This window comes from Nocardia sp. NPDC050697, assembly GCF_040654395.1.
Taxonomy (GTDB): Bacteria; Actinomycetota; Actinomycetes; order Mycobacteriales; family Mycobacteriaceae; genus Nocardia.
On record NZ_JBFAHY010000001.1, the window covers coordinates 1,367,227 to 1,384,211 of the forward strand.

General features: G+C 74.7%; 18 protein-coding genes. 6 read left to right on the top strand and 12 right to left on the bottom strand.

The window, feature by feature from the left end:
- Positions 1–41: 41 nt before the first annotated feature.
- Positions 42–473, bottom strand: a complete 432-nt coding sequence (locus AB0H71_RS06840; RefSeq protein ID WP_357015680.1) for a MarR family transcriptional regulator — start codon at positions 471–473, stop codon at positions 42–44.
- Between the two features lie 82 nt (positions 474–555).
- On the opposite strand from AB0H71_RS06840, the gene AB0H71_RS06845 reads away from it, so the two are divergent.
- Positions 556–1,191: a TIGR03086 family metal-binding protein gene (locus AB0H71_RS06845; protein WP_357015683.1), complete on the top strand. Its 636-nt coding sequence runs from the start codon at positions 556–558 to the stop codon at positions 1,189–1,191.
- Positions 1,192–1,334: 143 nt separating this feature from the next.
- On the top strand, positions 1,335–1,736 hold the full coding sequence (locus AB0H71_RS06850) for a DUF3052 family protein (RefSeq protein WP_357015685.1): 402 nt from the start codon (positions 1,335–1,337) through the stop codon (positions 1,734–1,736).
- On the opposite strand, the gene AB0H71_RS06855 is transcribed toward AB0H71_RS06850, so the two are convergent.
- Positions 1,737–2,192 carry a hypothetical protein gene (locus tag AB0H71_RS06855; protein ID WP_357015688.1) on the bottom strand — a complete coding sequence of 152 codons (456 nt, stop codon included), beginning with the start codon at positions 2,190–2,192 and terminating at the stop codon, positions 1,737–1,739.
- Between the two features lie 78 nt (positions 2,193–2,270).
- Between AB0H71_RS06855 and AB0H71_RS06860 the strand changes: the two genes are divergently transcribed.
- Positions 2,271–3,050 (top strand): alpha/beta hydrolase, encoded by a 780-nt coding sequence (locus AB0H71_RS06860; protein ID WP_357015691.1) that lies wholly within the window; start codon positions 2,271–2,273, stop codon positions 3,048–3,050.
- Positions 3,051–3,057: 7 nt separating this feature from the next.
- Here AB0H71_RS06860 and AB0H71_RS06865 read toward each other — a convergent pair whose 3' ends face one another.
- The 5 genes from AB0H71_RS06865 to AB0H71_RS06885 all read right to left on the bottom strand — a co-directional run bounded on the left by AB0H71_RS06865 (position 3,058) and on the right by AB0H71_RS06885 (position 7,659).
- Positions 3,058–4,203 (bottom strand): serine hydrolase domain-containing protein, encoded by a 1,146-nt coding sequence (locus tag AB0H71_RS06865; protein WP_357015694.1) that lies wholly within the window; start codon positions 4,201–4,203, stop codon positions 3,058–3,060.
- Between the two features lie 80 nt (positions 4,204–4,283).
- Positions 4,284–5,291 (bottom strand): NAD(P)-dependent alcohol dehydrogenase, encoded by a 1,008-nt coding sequence (locus AB0H71_RS06870; RefSeq protein WP_357015696.1) that lies wholly within the window; start codon positions 5,289–5,291, stop codon positions 4,284–4,286.
- Between the two features lie 75 nt (positions 5,292–5,366).
- On the bottom strand, positions 5,367–6,017 hold the full coding sequence (locus tag AB0H71_RS06875) for a response regulator transcription factor (protein ID WP_357015699.1): 651 nt from the start codon (positions 6,015–6,017) through the stop codon (positions 5,367–5,369).
- Positions 6,014–7,138, bottom strand: a complete 1,125-nt coding sequence (locus tag AB0H71_RS06880; protein WP_357015702.1) for a histidine kinase — start codon at positions 7,136–7,138, stop codon at positions 6,014–6,016. The genes AB0H71_RS06875 and AB0H71_RS06880 overlap by 4 nt, the downstream gene beginning before the upstream one ends.
- Positions 7,139–7,170: 32 nt before the next feature.
- Positions 7,171–7,659, bottom strand: coding sequence for an SLATT domain-containing protein (locus AB0H71_RS06885; RefSeq protein ID WP_357015704.1), 489 nt, complete (start codon positions 7,657–7,659; stop codon positions 7,171–7,173).
- A 209-nt stretch (positions 7,660–7,868) separates the two neighbouring features.
- On the opposite strand from AB0H71_RS06885, the gene AB0H71_RS06890 reads away from it, so the two are divergent.
- On the top strand, positions 7,869–10,031 hold the full coding sequence (locus AB0H71_RS06890; protein WP_357015707.1) for an acyl-CoA dehydrogenase: 2,163 nt from the start codon (positions 7,869–7,871) through the stop codon (positions 10,029–10,031).
- A 37-nt stretch (positions 10,032–10,068) separates the two neighbouring features.
- On the opposite strand, the gene AB0H71_RS06895 is transcribed toward AB0H71_RS06890, so the two are convergent.
- The 4 genes from AB0H71_RS06895 to AB0H71_RS06910 all read right to left on the bottom strand — a co-directional run bounded on the left by AB0H71_RS06895 (position 10,069) and on the right by AB0H71_RS06910 (position 14,295).
- Positions 10,069–10,584, bottom strand: a complete 516-nt coding sequence (locus tag AB0H71_RS06895) for a hypothetical protein (RefSeq protein ID WP_357015710.1) — start codon at positions 10,582–10,584, stop codon at positions 10,069–10,071.
- Positions 10,585–10,651: 67 nt separating this feature from the next.
- Positions 10,652–11,593, bottom strand: coding sequence for an oxidoreductase (locus AB0H71_RS06900; protein WP_357015712.1), 942 nt, complete (start codon positions 11,591–11,593; stop codon positions 10,652–10,654).
- A gap of 43 nt (positions 11,594–11,636) precedes the next feature.
- Positions 11,637–12,911, bottom strand: a complete 1,275-nt coding sequence (locus tag AB0H71_RS06905; protein ID WP_357015715.1) for a cytochrome P450 — start codon at positions 12,909–12,911, stop codon at positions 11,637–11,639.
- A 211-nt stretch (positions 12,912–13,122) separates the two neighbouring features.
- Positions 13,123–14,295, bottom strand: a complete 1,173-nt coding sequence (locus AB0H71_RS06910; RefSeq protein ID WP_357015718.1) for an aminoglycoside phosphotransferase family protein — start codon at positions 14,293–14,295, stop codon at positions 13,123–13,125.
- Between the two features lie 222 nt (positions 14,296–14,517).
- Here AB0H71_RS06910 and AB0H71_RS06915 point away from each other — a divergent pair, with 222 nt between their 5' ends.
- The gene (locus AB0H71_RS06915) at positions 14,518–15,417 is read left to right on the top strand and encodes a universal stress protein (RefSeq protein ID WP_357015721.1); all 900 of its coding nucleotides are present in this window, start codon (positions 14,518–14,520) and stop codon (positions 15,415–15,417) included.
- 85 nt (positions 15,418–15,502) lie between these two features.
- Positions 15,503–16,546: a hypothetical protein gene (locus AB0H71_RS06920; RefSeq protein WP_357015724.1), complete on the top strand. Its 1,044-nt coding sequence runs from the start codon at positions 15,503–15,505 to the stop codon at positions 16,544–16,546.
- A gap of 3 nt (positions 16,547–16,549) precedes the next feature.
- Here AB0H71_RS06920 and AB0H71_RS06925 read toward each other — a convergent pair whose 3' ends face one another.
- Positions 16,550–16,927 (bottom strand): pyridoxamine 5'-phosphate oxidase family protein, encoded by a 378-nt coding sequence (locus AB0H71_RS06925; RefSeq protein WP_357016215.1) that lies wholly within the window; start codon positions 16,925–16,927, stop codon positions 16,550–16,552.
- Between the last annotated feature and the right edge of the window lie 58 nt (positions 16,928–16,985).

Consider the following 16,985-nt stretch of genomic DNA (forward strand, 5'->3'; position numbering starts at 1 on the left):
GAGGAGATTCGGCTGGCCCGCGGGGGCGGCTGGGTCCGGGTTCAGTCCGGGGGCCGGTTCGCCTCGTAGAGCACGCGCAGGCTTCTGAGCAGTGCCGTCCGGTCCGCGGCGGGGAGCGGGGCGAGCACCGATTCCTCGGCCAGCTGGATGTCGTACCGCACGCGGTCGCGGGTGTCGCGGCCGGCGTCGGTGAGGGCGACCAGGTTGACGCGGCGGTCGGCGGGGTCGGGTTCGCGCCGGATCAGCCCCCGCTGCTGCAGCTCGTCCAGGAAGGGGATGATCCGGGTCTTGTCCGCGCCGATCCGTCTGGCCAGGGCGGACTGGGTGTAGGTCGGCTCGGCGCCGAGCCCGAGCAGCACCGCGTAGCCCCACATGGAGATGCCGTGCCGGTCCAGCACCGGCTGCTCGGCGGCCATCAGCGCGCGGCCGAGCGGGACGATCATGGCGGCGAGATCGGGGCGGAGGTCGGACACCGTTCGAAAATAGCGGTTGACAGATCGTAAGCGCATGCACACGATAGGCAGACGCTTACCGATAGCCCCGAAAGGAAACGCCATGACCACCGATTCCGCGGTACACCCGCTCGCCGCGCTGGACGCACTCGCCGCCCGCACCGACCTGCTCGCGCACCACGCCGCGGCCGTGCGCACGAGCATCGAGCTCGTCGACGGGGTGCGCCCCGCCGACCTGCGGCTGCCGACGCCGTGCGCCGACTGGACCCTGCACGGCCTGCTCACCCACTCCATCGCCCAGCATCTGGGCTTCGCCGCAGCGGCACACGGCGACGGCGACCCGGCCGTCTGGAAGGTCCGGCCGCTCGGCGACGACCCGGCCGGGGAGTACCGGGCCGCCGCCGAGGCGGTGCTCGCCGCCTTCGCCGAGCCCGGCGTGCTCGCGCGGCGGGTGCCGCTGGTGGAGTTCGGCGGGGAGTTCTCCGGCGCGCAGGCGGTGAGCTTCCACTTCGTCGACTACGTGGTGCACGCCTGGGATATCGCCCGCACGCTCGGGCGGCCGGTGCGCTTCGACGCGGCGGTGCTGGCGGCCGCCGCCGAGGTCGCGGCGGTGGTGCCGGGCGGCGCGGCCCGCACCGCGCCCGGCTCCCCCTTCGGCCCCGAGGTGCCGTGGCCCGGCCACGACGGGCTGGATCGGGTGGTGGCGGCGCTGGGCCGGGACCCGGGGTGGCGCCGCTGACCCGGTTCGGCCTCGGTTCGGCAACGACCGCATACCGGGCGGTGTGACGGCCGGGGCCCGGGGTACCGAGCGAGCACCCCGATCGGGCTCACCGCGCTCGGGGCGCGCGCCACACCCGGTGAGGAGCCGAAGGAGGGTCCGAGGTGAGTGCTTCGATCGCGGTGGTGGTCCGGTTCGGGTTCCGGCCGGGCCAGGTGGTGCGGGAGCTCGGCCACGGCACGGACGCCGACGAACCCTTCCGGGCGGAGGTCGAGGCGGTCACCGGCACCGCCCTGACCGGCGGCTCGACCCTGTCCGCGCCGGACATCCTGCTGGTCTGGTGGCGCGCCGCCGACGGCGACCTGGAGGATCGGCTGCTCAGCTGCGCCGAGGCCATGGCGCCGCGCACCCGGCTGTGGCTGCTCACCCCGGCCGCCGTGCGCCCCGGCCACCTGGACGGGCACCGGGTGGTGCGGGCCACCGCGCGCAGCGGGCTGGTGATCGTCGGCCGCGGGGAGGTCTCCGGCGACTGGAACGCCGTCGGGTTGCGGCTGCCCGACCGCTGATCAGCGGCGCACGCGCGCCCGCAGCCAGCTCCAGCCGCCGGTCGACCACAGCGCGACGGCGATCAGCACCGGCTGGAAGAAGAGCCGGACGAAGCGCTTGGCGTCGGTGTCCAGGCCGAAGGCGTCGACCCCCTCGCGCCATTGACCGATATTGCCGGGAAACACCGCCACGAAGAAGAGCGCGGCGATCACCCCGACGATCGGCAGCCAGCGCAGCGGGGCGACGAGCAGGGCCGCGCCGAGCACGATCTCCACCACCCCGGAGGCGAGCACCACGAAGTCCTCGGGCAGCGGCACCCAGGCGGGGACCTGGGCCTGGAAGTCCTGCCGCGCGAAGCTCAGATGGCTGATCCCGGCGAAGGCCAGGCTGATGCCGAGCCAGAGCCGGGCCAGCAGGCGCAGCGCCCGGACGACGGGCGAGGACGGGGTGCGGTCGGCGACCTGGGGAGTGCTCACCCCGCGATCGTGCCGCATTAATTGTGCACAATCAAGTGACGTGCCATCGAATCGAGGTTGGCGCCACACCCTGCGCCGGTGGACAATTCGCGGGTGGTCTCCGCACGCTCCGATCTGGTCCTGCTGCACGGCGTCGTCATGTCGGGGGCGGTGTGGCGCGAGGTGGTGCCGCTGCTGGAGCCGCACCACCGGGTGCACGCGCCGACCGCGCTCGGGCATCGCGGCGGCCCGGCCGCACGGCGCCGCCCGGCGCGCTTCGCCGATGTGGTCGACGATGCCGAGCGCCACCTGGACGAGCTGGGGCTGGAGCGGCCGCACCTGGCGGGCAACTCCATGGGCGGCTGGGTGGCGCTGGAGCTCGCGGCCCGCGGCCGGGCGGCGAGCGTGTGCGCGCTCTCCCCCGCCGGGCTCTGGCACGGCGACACCGCCGCGCACTCCGGCGCCACCCGGAAACTGCGCAGGCTGGTGTGGCTGGCCCGGGTGACCCGGCCGGTGGCGCCACCCTTCCTGCGGATTCCGCCGGTGCGCAGGCTGGTGCTGCGGGATGTCGCCGAGCGCGGCGACCGGCTCGCCGCCGCGGACGCGGTGCGCACCGCACTCGACACCGCCGGGTGCGCCGTCGCCATGGACCTGCTCGGCAGCGACGAGGCGCTGACCGACCGCACCCCGGACTGCCCGGTGACGGTGGCCTGGTCCGAGCACGACGCCATCCTGCCGGTCGAGCGGTTCGGCCCGATCGTGCGGGAGCGGTTGCCGCGGGCGGCGTTCCGGGTGCTGCCCGGTGTCGGGCACGTGCCGATGATCGACGACCCGAATCTGGTGGCGGCGACGGTGCTGGACAGCACGCACGCCGGCTGAGCCGGGCTCAGGGCAGCCGCGGCGGCCGCTCCGGCACCAGCGCACTCGCGACGGCAGCGCCGATCGGGATGGCGGCGTTGACGTTGCCGTTCGAGGCGGGGCCGTCGGTGGTGTAGACGACCACGGTGGTCCCGGAGGTGGTGTCGTAGAGCGCGACGCCGTCGTAGCCGCCGTAGGCGGGGTTCATGAAGAGCCACTCGTCCAGGTGCACCACGCCGAAGGCGAAGTAGCGCTCGGCGGTGAAGGGCCCGAGCCCGGCCGTCGACGGGCCCATCATGGCGTCGAACTGCGCCGGTTCGAGCAGCGCGCCGGTGCCGAGCGCGCGTACCCAGCGCCCGATATCGGCGACCGGGGCGTTCATGTTTCCGGAGTGCAGGAAGGCCGTCGGGTTCCAGAAGGTGGAGTCCTCGAAGACGCCGCGCTCGGTGGTGTAGCCGTGCAGGTACGGGGCGGCGATCTCGGAGGTGAGCACCACCGCGCTGCGGTCCATGCCGAGCGGGCCGGTGATGCGCTGCGCGACCAGCTCGCCGAGGGGTTTGCCGGAGGCGTGCTGGAGCACCTCGCCGAGCAGCACCAGGTCGCTGTGCGCGTAGGACCAGCCGGTGCCGGGCGCGAAGAGTGGCGGGCGGGCGTTGGCGAGATCGAGCAGTTCCTTCGCGGTGTAGGGGCGGATCGGGTTCTCCTGGAAGCGGCGCAGGAACTCCGGGTCGGTGACGTAGTCGGCGACGCCGCTGGTGCTGTCGGCCAGCATCCGCGGGGTGATGGCGGCGGCGCGCGGGAAGTCGGGGAGCCAGCGCGCGATCGGCTCGTCCAGCGTCAGCACGCCCTCGCGCTCCAGCTGGAAGAGGACGGTGGAGAGCATGGGCTCCATCGGCTGACCGACCCGGACCCGCTGGTCGGCGGTGGCGGGCACGCCGACCGGGGAGTCGCCGAACGCCCCGAGCACCACCTGCTCGTCCCCGCGCCACACCCCGAACACCGCCCCGGTCACGCCCGCCGCGGCGTACTTCTCCCGCACCAGATCCGTGATCCGCGCGGCCTCGGTGCCCGCCGCGGGCGGGCCGCTGCTCGTCGCCGCCGAGCCACCGGAATCCTCGGCGCCGCAACCGGCCAGCACGAGCAGGAGGGCGAACGCGACGCAGACCGATCTCATGGCGTGCTCCTCCGAGCCGTTCCGACCGAGGTCGAACGACTGTACGCCGGACGCTAGCTGATCGGTAGCCGATCGCCGGGCTACATCGTGATCACGATATTGCCCCTGGCCCGGTGCCCGAGCATGTGCGAGACCGCCGACGCCGCCGCCTCAAGCGGATAGCTCCGCTCGACGATGGCGGTGACCTCGCCGCTGCCGAGCAGCTCGGCGACGGCCGCCAGGTTCTCCCGGTTCGGCACGCAGGTGACGGTGCGGACGCGGGTGCCGGTCAGCCGCATCAGCGTCACCGCCCGCGCCATGCGCGGCAGCCCGGCCAGCAGCCTGCTGCCGTCGCCCACGCTGTTCGGCACGTAAACACCGGTGGGCGTGAGCATCCGGGCGCTGGCGGCGGGCAAATGGTTCAGCACGTTGTCCAGGACGGCATCGTAGCGCTCGGTGCCGCGGATGTAGTCCTCGACGGTGTGGTCGATGACGCGCTCGGCGCCGAGCGAGCGCACGAACTCGGCATTGCGGCCGCTGCACACCGCCGTGACCCGCGCCCCGAGCCGGGCCGCGATCTGCACCGCGAAGGTGCCGACCCCGCCGGAGGCGCCATTGATCAGCAGCCGCGTGCCCGGCCCGGCGACTATCACATCGCGGACCGCGGTGAGCGCGGTGATCCCGGACATCACCGCCGCGGCGGCCTCGGTGAACGGCAGCTCCGCCGGGGTGCGGAGCAGCTGGTCGGCGGGCGCGACGGTGTACTCGGCGAAGGTGCCAACCCCGCCGCCCGCCCGGTTCCGCCACCCCGACCCGAACACCGCGTCCCCCGGCGCCAGGTCGGTGACGCCGGAGCCGACCGCCGCGACGGTTCCGGCGATATCGCTGCCGCGGATCGGGGCGGACGGGCGGCGCAGCCCGGAGCCCAGCCGCAGCACCGCGGGGGTGCCGGTGACCTGTATCCAGTCCGGGGTGTTGACGCTCGTCGCGTGTAACCGCACCAGAACCTCGCCCGCCCCCGGAACGGGTCGCTCGATCTCGGTGAGCTCGAGGACGTCGTCCGGGTTGCCGTAGCCGCGCTGCACAACGGCGCGCATGGTGTCTGTCATACCGACCATCCTGTGCACCGGGACGGCCGGGCACATCGGCCCGGAGGCCCGCGGCGCCTCGGCCTTTCGGCCGGGTCAGCGCCGCCCGGTCTCGTACGCCCAGATGACGATCTCCACCCGGTTCCTGGCTCCGAGCTTCGCCATCAGGCTGGCGATATGGGTCTTCACCGTGCTCAACCCGATGTGCAGCTCCGCGCAGATCTCCGCGTTGGTGCGGCCACGCGCCACCGCGGTGAGGATCTCCTCCTCGCGGGCGGTGAGCGGACTGAACGGCTGCGCCGGTGCGGATTCCGGGGCCGTGCCCGCGAAGGCGGCGAGCAGCCGGGCCGTGATGTTCGGCGCGATGAGCGCGTCGCCGTTCGCGGCGGCTCGAATCGCCTGCACCAGCAGCTCCGGCCCCGCCTCCTTGAGCAGGAAGCCGCGGGCTCCGGCGCGCAGCGCGGCGTAGACGTACTCGTCCAGGTCGAAGGTGGTGATCACCACGACGGCGAGCGGGTCGGCGACCTCCGGCCCGGCCAGCCTGCGGGTGGCCTCGATGCCGTCGGTGCGCGGCATCCGGATGTCGAACAGGCAGACGTCGGGGCGGAGCTCGCGGGCGAGCGCGACCGCCCGGTCGCCGTCCGCCGCGGCGCCGACGACCTCGATGCCGGGCTGGGCGTCGAGGATCATCACCAGCCCGGTGCGCACGATCTCCTGGTCGTCGGCGACCAGTACGCGCAGCGTCACGGCGCCACCTCCCTCGGCAGCACCGCGGTGACCGCCCAGCCGCGGCCCGCCGCGGGGCCGCTCGCGCAGCTGCCGCCGAACAGCGCGGCGCGCTCGCTCATGCCGAGCCGGCCGAGCCCCGGTGGCGCGGCGGGGCGGTGCTCGCCGTCGTCGCGCACCGAGAGCCGGACGGTGCTGTCGTCGACGAGCACCCGCACCCGGACCCGGGTGGCGGCGCGGGCGTGCCGCAGCGCGTTGGTCACCGACTCCTGGGCCAGCCGGTAGACGGCGGCGCCGAGCGCGGGCGGGAGCTCGCCTGCCGGGCCCGCGATCTCGACCTCGACCGCGGGGCCGTCGCCGGCCGGGCGGGCGAGCCGGGACAGCTCGCCGATGCCGGGATTCGGCTCCAGCTCGGCGCGGCCCGCCCGGAGTGCGCGCACGATGGCGCGCATCTCGGTGAGGGTGCGGGCCGCCTCGGCCTCGATCACCCGCAGGGCGTCGGTGGCGGCGTCCGGGCGGGTGGGCGCGGTGGCGAGCCCGGCCTGGGCGCGGACGGCGATCGCGGAGACGTGGTGGGCGACGGTGTCGTGCAGGTCGCGGGCGAGACGTTCCCGTTCCAGCAGCTTGACCTGATCCAGCTCGCGGGCCTTCGCCCCGGCCCGGTAGCGGTTCGCCAGCCCGAGCGCGGCGGCGGCGAACAGCACGGTGAACCCGCCCGCCGCGTCGGCGGCGGGGAGCCCGCTGCCGACCGTGCCGATCGCGGCGCCGGTGAGCACGATGGCCGCGCCGAGCACCACGTCGCGTCCGGAGCCCCAGCGGAAGAGCGCGTACGGCAGCAGCAACAGCGCACCGAGGGTGGTCAGGTCGGACTGTTCGCCGCCGAGCAGCACGGTGACGGTGGCCGACAGCCCGAAGGCGACGAGCACGGCGGGCAGCGGCCGGGTGCGGCGCCAGAGCAGCGTGGGCAGGATCAACGCCGCCACCACGAGCCAGATCAGCCGGTGCGGCACGTCGGGGCGCAGCGCCACCTCCAGCGCGGTGAGGGCGAGCAGCGCGGCGACGAGCGCGGCATCGCGCCCGCGCGGCCGCGGCGGGTCCGGCGCGGCGGGCTCGGTCCACACCGACCGCACGAGGTGACGCACGAGTCGATCGTACGAGACCGCGGCGCGGCGACTCAGGAGGTGCTGTACTCGGTCCGGCCGGTGGGCAGCGGGAGCACGGCCACGCTGGTGTGCCGCTCGCGCACCTCCCAGTAGTCGGTGTGTTTGCGCAGGATGTGCAGGTAGCTGCCGAAGATCTCCTCCATCTCCTTGCGCATCCCGGGCCCGCGCATGGCGCGCACGTAGTCGAACTCCTCCTTGAGAACCACCAGGTCGTTGTAGATGACCTTGCGGCGCATCCAGTACTTGTCGAGGCCCCAGAACATGTTCACGCTCGCGATCAGCGTGAGCGCGGCGCTCAGCACCAGCGCGATATTGCGCGAGACATCGAGGTACGCGCCGTCGATGTGCAGGCCGAGCAGGACGGTGGTGCACGCGCTGAGCGCGATCGCGCCGACGTTCAAACCCCAGCTGGCCCTGCTCAGTTCGTCCTTCCGCCTGCGATGCTCGGCGACCGCCTCGTTCAGCAGAGAGTCGAGATGAGCCTCGAGATCGTTCGTCACTGCGCCAGCATACATTCGGACACCGAGTACCCGTCATTCACCGAATTCGTCCTCGGCGCAACCACTCTCGAGTGCCGCCGGGCGTGCCGGGCGGCGCGGCGGCCGCGGCCCGACGGATCGGCCCCGCGCGCGAGAAGGTGAGAGATTTCGGCATCCACAGCCCCGCCTCTCGCCTACCGTGGACCAGGGCACAAGGACAGGAGGCCCCGATGGGCATTGCCGTGACCGATGACCACCGCGAGCTGGCCGGGGTGGCCCGTTCGCTGCTCACCGCGCACAAGGCGCGGGACGCGGCGCGCGGGCTGCTGGAGGCCGATACCGAGGCGGTACCGCCGTTCTGGTCCGAGATCGCGGGGGCCGGGTGGCTCGGGCTGCACATTCCGGAGGAGTTCGGCGGCTCCGGGTTCGGGCTGCCGGAGCTGGTGGTCGTCGTCGAGGAGCTGGGGCGGGCGGTGGCGCCGGGGCTGTTCCTGCCGACCGTCATCGCCTCGGCGGTGCTCGCGGCCGCGGGCAGCGACGAGCAGCGGGCGCGGCTGCTGCCCGGGCTGGCCGACGGCTCGGTGACCGCCGCGGTCGGGCTGCGCACCCGGATCACGGTTACGGAGAACCGCGCCGATGGCGACGCCGGGGTGGTGCTCGGCGCGGCCGCCGCGGACCTGCTGCTGCTCGCGGCCGGCGACGACGTGCTGATCGTGGAGCGCGGGCGGGACGGCGTCACCGTCGAGGTGCCGCAGAACCTGGACCCGACCCGCCGCTCCGGCCGGGTCACGCTGGACGGCGCCGAGATCGGCGCGGTGCTTCCCGGTGCGCGGGCCGCGGCGGTGGCGCGGGCGCGCACCCTGCTGGCCGCCGAGGCGGCGGGCGGGGCGAGCGACTGCGTCGCGGCGGCGGTTGCCTACGCGCAGGTCAGGGAGCAGTTCGGCCGCACCATCGCGACCTTCCAGGCGGTCAAGCACCACTGCGCGAACATGCTGGTGGCGGCGGAGTCCGCGGTCGCGCTGGTGTGGGACGCGGCCCGCGCGGCCGGCGAGGACGAGGAGCAGTTCCGGCTCGTCGCCGCCGCGGCCGCCGCCGTCGCCTTCCCGGCGTACGTGCGCAATGCCGAACTGAACATCCAGGTGCACGGCGGCATCGGCTTCACCTGGGAGCACGACGCGCACCTGCACCTGCGCCGCGCGCTGACCGTGCGCGCGCTCTTCGGCGGCGACGGCCCGGCCGAGGACGTGCTGGCCCGCACCGCCGCCGGGGTGCGCCGCGCGGACAGCCTCGACCTGCCGCCCGAGGCCGACGAGCTGCGGACGAAGGCGCGCGCCGCGGCCGCCGAGATCGCGGCCGCCGGCGACGAGGCGGCGCAGCTGGAGCGGCTCATCGAGACCGGTTACGTCATGCCGCACTGGCCCGAGCCGTTCGGCCGGGCGGCCGGCGCCGTGGAGCAGCTCGTGGTGGACGAGGAGTTCCGCGCCGCCGGGGTGAAGCGCCCGGACTACTCCATCACCGGCTGGGTGGTGCTCACCCTGATCCAGCACGGAACACCCTCGCAGATCGAGCGGTTCGTGGACGCCGCGCTGCGCCGCGACGAGATCTGGTGCCAGCTCTTCTCCGAGCCCGCGGCCGGCTCCGACGCGGCGGGCATCACCACCAGGGCCACCCGGGTGGACGGCGGCTGGCGGGTGACCGGGCAGAAGGTCTGGACCAGCGGTGCGCACTACTGCCACCGCGGGCTGGCCACCGTGCGCACCGACCCGGCGGCGAGCAAGCACGCCGGGATCACCACCGTCATCATCGACATGCACGCCGAGGGCGTCACCGTGCGGCCGCTGCGGATGATCACCGGTGGCGCGGAGTTCAACGAGGTCTTCTTCGCCGACGTCTTCGTGCCGGACGAGGACGTGGTCGGCGCGCCGGGCGCGGGCTGGACCGTCGCGCGGGCCACGCTCGGCAACGAGCGGGTGAGCATCGGTGGCGGCTCCGGCGCGGCCATGCTTCCGGTCTCGGCCATCGTGGCGGGGGTGAACGGGCACCCGGAGCCGCCGGCGGGCATCAGGGCGCGGGCCGGGCGCTACATCGCCGACGAGCACGCGCTGCGGCTGCTGAACCTGCGCCGGGCGGCCCGCAGCATCGAGGGCGCCGGGCCGGGCCCGGAGGGCAATATCACCAAACTCGCGCTGGCCGAGCACATGAACGAGTGGGCGGCCATCTCCGGTGCGCTGCTCGGGGAGCAGCTGGCCCTGGTGGACGGCCCGGCCGCGACCGTCGCGCTGGCCACGCTCGGCGCCCGCGGCATGGCGATCGCGGGCGGCACCTCGGAGGTGACCCGCAACCAGATCGCCGAGCGCATCCTCGGCATGCCGCGCGACCCGCTGATCAAGTAGGCCGGGGCGGGCCGCTAATAGCCCGGGGCGGTTCCCGTCACCGGGGGGCCGCGTTGTGGCGCACCTGCAAATGCAGGTGCAGGACGCCGGCCGGGCCGCCGGTGACGCGGACGGCGGCGACACCGAGGACGCGGGCGAGCACGGGGGCGGCGCCCGCGTAGTCGGGCACGTGGTGTCCGGGGCGGCGGCGGATCCGCAGCGCGGCCCCGTCGGGGGTGCGGACGACGCCCCAGTCCCCCGCCCGGTCCACCAGGATCGGGCGGGTGAGCCCGGCGGCGGCCCAGGCCCGGCCCGCGCCCGCCTCGTCCAGCACGACGGCGAGCGCGCCACGCACCGGGGGCGGGAACTGCCTGGCGAAGCGGCGCCAGCGCCGGACCGGCGCGGCGGCGGCGTAGCGCCAGGCCCCGAGGAGCCCGAGCACGGCGAGCACCCCGAGCACGTACGGCGTCGCCGACCCCGCCGCACCGAGCAGCGTGAAGAAGGCGAGCCAGAGCGCGCCGACGACGGCGAGCCCGGCCGCCACGGCGGCCCGGTGGAACAGCTGGTCGAACACGCGGCCTCCCCGGCGGTCGCTCCCCGGCACATTGTCCGCCCTTCCCGGCGGCACCGCCACCCGGTCGCTACTCGCTGAGGTAGCGGATGCCGGTGAGCTCCTCGGCCGCGCTCCAGAGCCGTCCGCCCAGCACGGGGTCGAGCGCCGGGCGGGCGATCGGGACCCGGACCGGCGGGCCGACCAGCGGGTTCCAGCCGCCGGGGCCGAAGTAGTCGCCGCCCTGCGCTGCCGGGTCGAGCGCGGCGCGCAGGATGGCGCGGGCGCCGTCGGCGGGGCTCTGGCTGAACCAGTTGGTGAGACGGGCGAGGCGCTCGTCGAAGGCGAAGCGCAGCAGGCGGTTCTGCTGGTTCAGGATGCCGGTCCGCACCCCGCCCGGGTGCGCGCCGAGCGCCCGCGTGGCCGACCCGGCCGCCACCAGCCTGCGGTCCAGCTCCACCATGAAGGTGGTGACCGCGAGCTTGGAGCGGGCGTAGGCGGTGGCGGTGCGGAAACCGTTCGCGCTCTGCAGATCATCGAAATCCAGCCGCGCCGATGGCGTCCGGTCGGTGTGGCTGCCGACGGTGACGATCCGGGCGGCGGGCGCGGCGGCGAGCCGCTCCAGCAGCTGCCCGGTGAGCGCGAACGGGCCGAGGAGATTGGTGCCGAAGTCGAGCTCGAACCCGTCCGCGGTGTGGCTCCGCGCGGCGGCCATCACCCCGGCATTGTTGATCAGCAGGTCGATCGCGGGGTGCGGCAGCCGCGCGGCGAAGGCCGCGATCGACGCCAGCTCGGCCAGGTCCAGCTGCTCGACCCGCACCTCCGCCCCCGGCGCCGACTCCGCGATCTGCGCGCGCGCCCGCTCGGCCTTCGCGGTATCCCGGCAGGCGAGCACCACGGTCGCACCGGCGACGGCGAGCGCCCGCGCGGTCTCCAGCCCGATGCCACCGTTGGCCCCGGTGACCACCGCGACCCGGCCGGTCTGATCACCCGCCTGCGCGGGCGTCCACCCGCGCGCCCTCGACTGCGCCACGGTCCGATTGTGGCGGACGGCGGCCGGGCCGAGGCCGGAATCGTCAGGACGGCAGCACGGCGGCCGGATTCAGCGGCGGGGTGGGCGGGAAGGTCACCGGAAGCGCGGTGAGCGCGCGGTGGAACGGGCCCGGCCGCCAGACCGGGCCCTCCGCCAGGTTCGGCCGCAGCTCCGGCAGCGCGTCGAGCAGCTGGTCGATGGAGTCCTGCGCGATCAGGTAGGCGATGCTCTGCGCCGGGCAGGCGTGCGGGCCGATGCCCCAGGCCAGGTGCGAGCGGTTGCCGGTGATCTGGTCGGTGCGGCGCACCATCGGGTCGTTGTTGCAGGCGGCCATGCTGATCACCACCGGCTGGTGCGCGGGTAGCCAGACGTCATCGATGAGCACCGGCTGGCGCGGGTAGGTGATGAGCAGGTTGGCCAGCGGCGGGTCGTTGAAGAGCACCTCGTCCAGCGCGTCCCTGGTGGAGAGGTGGCCGCCGAGCACCCGGCCGCCGAAGCGGTCGTCGCTCAGGATGAGCAGCAGCGTGTTCACGATGAGGTTCAGCTCGAATTCGATGCCGGTGCCGTACACCTGGGAGACGTGGTGCGAGGCCTCCACGTCGTCCAGCCCGGCCGGGTGCTGCAGCAGCGTCGAGGTGATGTCGCGGCGCGGCTGGCCGCGCTTCAGCGTCACCAGCTGCATGAGCGCCTCGCCGAGGATGCGGTTCCCCTCCTCGGCGTCGACGCCCTCGAGCAGCGCCGCGGTACCGGCCGCGACCTTGGCGCCGATCTCCGGCGGGCAGCCGAGCAGGTAGTTCACGATGCCGAAGACCAGCGGGTAGACGTACTGGCTGATCAGCTCGGCCTCGCCGGTGGCGCAGAAGGAGTCGATGAGCGGCAGCGCCAGCGACTCCACCACGTCGTGCAGGGCGTAGAGGTCGACCTGGTCCATGCCCGCGGTGATGGCGCCGCGGTAGCGGGTGAAGTCGGCGCCGGTGCTGCGGCTCGCCATCGGGCGCCACTCCAGCAGCGGCAGGATCGGGCAGTCCGCGGGGACCGTCTGCTGCCAGGCGCGCGGGTCGGCCGGGAAGTGCTCCGGGTCGTTCAGTACCCGGACGGCGGTGCGGTAGCCGAGCACGAGGGTGGCGGGCACCCCCGGTGCCAGCTCGATCGGCGCCATGGCGCCGTAGCGGCGGCGCATCTCCTCGTAGTAGTGGTGCGGGTCGGCCGCGAAGTCCGGTGCGTGCAGCGGTACGCGCGGCTCGTCGGAGTCGCCCGGCGCACCGTGCGCCACCGGGCACGATCGAACCGGAATCCCGGCCTGCGACGTACTCGTCACGTTCTCTCCCTGCTGATCGGCTGCGGTACGGGCGGGCCGCGCACCACAACGCCGTGGCACGGCCGCTCCCCCTCGAATGTCGACCGGCGCGAGCCGGGACCGCTCGATGCTATCGAGCCCGGCACGCGGTCGCGCACCGGGCCGAGAACATACTTGGCAGAACGTATTTCGAGTTCGCTGACCGCCGCGAAACGGGGCGGGAGCCGGGTTTTCAGACCCCGAGCGCGGTCAGCGATTCGTGGTCGTCGATGGCCGCCGTGATCCGCTCCAGCAGGGTCAGGCAGGTCTGCTCGGACTGCATCTTCGGCTGGTACACCGCGCGCCCGATGGTGAAGGCCCAGGCCGCGTAGGCGAACAGCGCCTGCTGCCGGTACGCCGTCCAGGCCTGGTCGAAGGTGGGCGCCTCGCCGCCGACGGCGCCGAGCTCGTCCAGGTAGGCGGCGAGCAGCTCGCGGTCCCACTCCCGCCGGTCGGCCGGGTCGCAGCCGGAGTTCACGGTGTAGGCGAAGTCGTGCGCCCAGCCGCCGCGCATCACCACCTGCCAGTCCACGTACCCCATCCGGCCCGCGGCGGTGACGTAGGTCTGGCCGATGTGCGGGTCGCCGTGCAGCAGCGTGGGCGGCAGCTCGTCGGTGGCGAGCGCGATCGCCCGCTCGACCCCGGCCCAGAGCCGATCGGCGTTGCCGCGCAGCGATTCCGGAATGACGGCCTCGGCCCGGCGCAGCCCGACCTCGCAGCGCTTGCGCATATCGATGGCGGCCAGGTAGGCCCGCAGCGCCTGCTTGGTGTCCTTGAGATCGGCGATGTCCGGGTGCCGCCAGAAGGTGCGGTGCAGCTTGGCGAGGTTGCGGACCAGGTCCTCCATCCGGTCCCGGCCGATCCGCGCGGTCGGCTCGATGAACTCGGCGCCGCGGGTCGCGGCGATGTCCTCCATGAGCGCGATGGAGCGCCAGGAGCCGGGGTCGGCGGCGCCCCAGTAGCCGATCGGCGCCTCCATCTCGACCTGCGGGCGGAAATCGCGGAAGAAGCGGGTCTCGCCGTCGATCATCTGCCCGCCGCCGAGCAGGATGCGCTGGGCGAAAGCGGTGGTGGTCTTGGCGAAGAGCGCCTCGGGCAGCCCCGCCGCCCGCCCGGCATCGTTGTAGGTGACCCGCAGCGCGGTGCGGGTCGCGGTGCCGACGCTGCCGCCCGCCACCTCGTACTCGAGCACCTCCGCGCCGGGCACGGCACCGCAGAGCACCGCGGTCAGCCACTCCGGGGTGAGCGTGGCGCCGGAGACCGGGACGTCGTCCACCGCGCGGGCGCGCGGCCGGGTCACCCGCTCCCCCAGGATGTGCGCACCGACTCCGAACGACCGCCCGAGCAACCAGACCTTGTGGTTCATGTCCAGCACCCTATCCGCCGAAAATATTGCCGCGCAGAGTATTCCGTCAACAGTCCGCGAAGCCCGCGGCGCGCGGGTACGCCGGGGGCCCGGGCCGACCGGCACTGCGAGCCGGGGACCAAAGCCACCATCGGGTCGGGGCGCACGGCCGTACCGATCGGTCGTCGCGCCGTCGAGACTCGGAGCCGGGGCCGAACCGCGGCCCGCCGAGAGGAGCTGACCGTGGCCGTTCGCTTCGATGAGTCACCCCCGCACGTCGCGGCGCCGATCGTGGCGGGGGTGGACGGCTCGGCGGGCAGCGACCGCGCGGTGCGCTGGGCGGCCGCCACCGCCGCCGCCCGCGGCCGCACACTGCGGCTGGTGCACGCCGTCGACCTGGAGCCGGTGCGCGCGCTGTCCGGGGCGGCGCCGCTGGTCGGCGCGCTCCGGATCCGGGCGGGCGACGTGCTGCTCGCCGCGGCGACGCTGGCCCGCCGGACCGCGCCCGCGGTCCGGGTGCGGACCGAGCTGGCCGAGGGCGCCCCGGCGGGCGCGCTGATCGAGCGTTCGGCCGGGGCGCACATGGTGGTGCTCGGCGCCACCGGGACCGGCGGTACCGCCGCGCAGCTCGGCTCCACGCTGCTCGCGGTCGGCACGCACGGCCGCGGCGCCGTCGTGGTGGTACGCGACCCCGAGTTCGACCGGCGCACAGCCGCGCCGGGCCCGGTGGTGGTCGGGGTCGACGGCGGCACCGCCTGCGCGCCCGCCATCGCGACGGCCTTCGCCGAGGCGAGCGCGCGCGGCGCCGACCTGGTGGCGCTGCACTCCTGGATCGACCTGCCGTACGGCGAGTTCGCCGGGGCGCCGGACGGCATCGACGACCCCGAGCTGGCGGCGACCGCGAAGCGGCTGCTCGGCGAGCAGCTGGCGGGCTGGAGCGAGAAGTACCCGGAGGTCGCGGTGCGCCGCGAGCTCTACCTCTCCGGGCCGCGGCACCACCTGCTGCGCTGGTCGCGGGCGGCGCAGCTGCTGGTGGTCGGGAACAGGGGAAGGGGCGGCTTCGCCGGGCTGCTCTTCGGCTCCACCGGCACCGCGCTGGTGCAGCGGGCGCACTGTCCGGTGCTGGTGGCGCACGGCGGCTGAGCCGGGGCGGGTGGGACCAAAGGCCCCGGATTCCGGTCTCGAAGTGCCGTAGCCGCGGCTCGGCGCGCGGCGAAGACTTCTGATCATGGCCGCGCACGAGACCCTGCCCCGCCCCGCCGACGACGACATCCGGGCGGCGCTGCGCCTCGCGAACCGCGCGCCCTCGGTGCACAACACCCAGCCGTGGCGGTGGGAGCTGGAGGCCGCCGTGCTGCACCTGGCCGCCGACCCGGACCGGCGGCTCGCCGTCGCCGACCCGGACGGCAGGCAGCTCACCATCAGCTGCGGCGCGGTGCTGCACCACGCCAGGACCGTCTTCGGCGCGCGCGGCTACCGCACCGACCTGGTCCGGCTGCCCGACCCCGCGCGCCGGGAGCGGCTGGCGACGCTGCGCTTCCGGCCCTGGCCCGCCCCGCCCGATGGCGTGCTGCGCCGGGCGGCGGCCATCGCCGGGCGCCGCACCGACCGGCTGCCGCTGCTCCCGCCGGCGCGCTGGCCGGAGCTGCTGCACCGGCTCCGGATGCTCGCCTCCCCGCACTTCGTCGAGGTCGACGAGCTGGACGAGGCGGCGGGGCCGCGGCTGGCGGCGGCATCGGCCCTGGTCGGCGCAGCCGCCGAGGCGGACCCCGGGTACCGCGACGAGCTGCGCTGGTGGACCGGCCACCCCGGCGACGTCGGCGTGCCCGCCACCGCGCTCGCCAGCGGCGCCGAGGCGGCCGCGGTGCCGCTCGGCCGGAGCTTCGCCGCGCCGGAGTCGACCGGCCGGACCTCCGCCGCCGAGGGGGCGAGCGGCCTGAGCTTCGCGGCGGCGGGGGCGGGCGGCGGGCGCGAGCACCCCGATGGCGCAGCGCTCATCGTGCTCAGCAGCGCCGCCGAGGGGGCCGAGCAGTGGCTGCGGACCGGCGAGGCGCTCTCGGCGATCCTGCTGGAGTGCGCGGCGAGCGGCGCCGCGTGCTGCCCGCTGACCCACCTCACCGAAAGCCGCCGGGTGCGCACCCAGCTCACCGGGATGCTGCGCAGGCCGGGGGTGCCGCAGGTGCTGGTGCGGATCGGCACGGCGCCCGCCGGGGAGCACCCCGAGCCGACGCCGCGGCTGCACCTCGACGAGGTGCTGACGATCACGCGCTGACCCTCAGGCCGCGGCCGCCTCGACCAGCGCGGTGCCGGTGACCAGGGTGGGCTCGATGGCGATCAGGGAGTCCAGCTGCCGGTGCACCCACGGCCGCAGCCTGCTGCCGTACTCGGCGACCAGCGACGGCGCCGTGATCGGGTACGCGAGCCCGGTCACCACCACCGACCAGCCGAGCCGCAGCGCCGGGTCGATCTCGTCGGCCTCGTAGGCCACCACCATCGACCGGTCCTCCCGCACCGAGTGCGAGAAGCCCGAGCTCAGCGCGGTGCGCACCACGATGACCTGGTTGTCCACCAGGTGGTTCACCGGCCGGATGGCGGGCAGCGCGTTGTGCGTGAAGACGATCCGGCCGTACGCCACGCCTGCCAGCAGCCGCATGGCCTCGGCGCGTCCCAGTTCGACGGTGTGCCGGACCGGATCACCGGTGCTCGGACAC